Source organism: Undibacterium sp. Ren11W, assembly GCF_049340485.1.
GTDB lineage: Bacteria > Pseudomonadota > Gammaproteobacteria > Burkholderiales > Burkholderiaceae_D > Undibacterium.
The window spans coordinates 1-319 of record NZ_JBMPPB010000034.1; the positions used below are offsets into that span (position 1 = coordinate 1).

Genomic DNA, 319 nt, shown 5'->3' on the forward strand with positions numbered 1-319 from the left:
GCAACCGTGCTGCTATACGTACCAGCGGTGATTTCTGCGGCCGTTAAGACGTGGCTTTGCGGAGTCGTGCCGTCGGTGATCGTCAGGGTGTCACCTGCCTTCGCGGTGCCTGGCAAGGCGACTGTGACTGCCACTGTGGTGGCTGCACCGAGTTCTGTTTTACTGATCAGGCCGTCGTTGTTGCTATCGGTGGTGATGGTAATCGTCGGCGCTGCCGTGGCCGTTGTGTCCAGTACGGCACTGTCTGTGCCTGGGGCGGAGACATTGCCAGCTTGGTCGGTGACCGTTGCTGTGACCGTTAAATTAGCGCCTTCCGCTG

Annotated in this window: 1 protein-coding gene; it reads right to left on the bottom strand. The window is 59.9% G+C overall.

Annotated elements, in window-relative coordinates:
* Window positions 1-319, bottom strand: a 319-nt coding sequence (locus ACO0K8_RS22335; RefSeq protein ID WP_422948854.1) for a hypothetical protein, incomplete at both ends; no start/stop codon positions are given.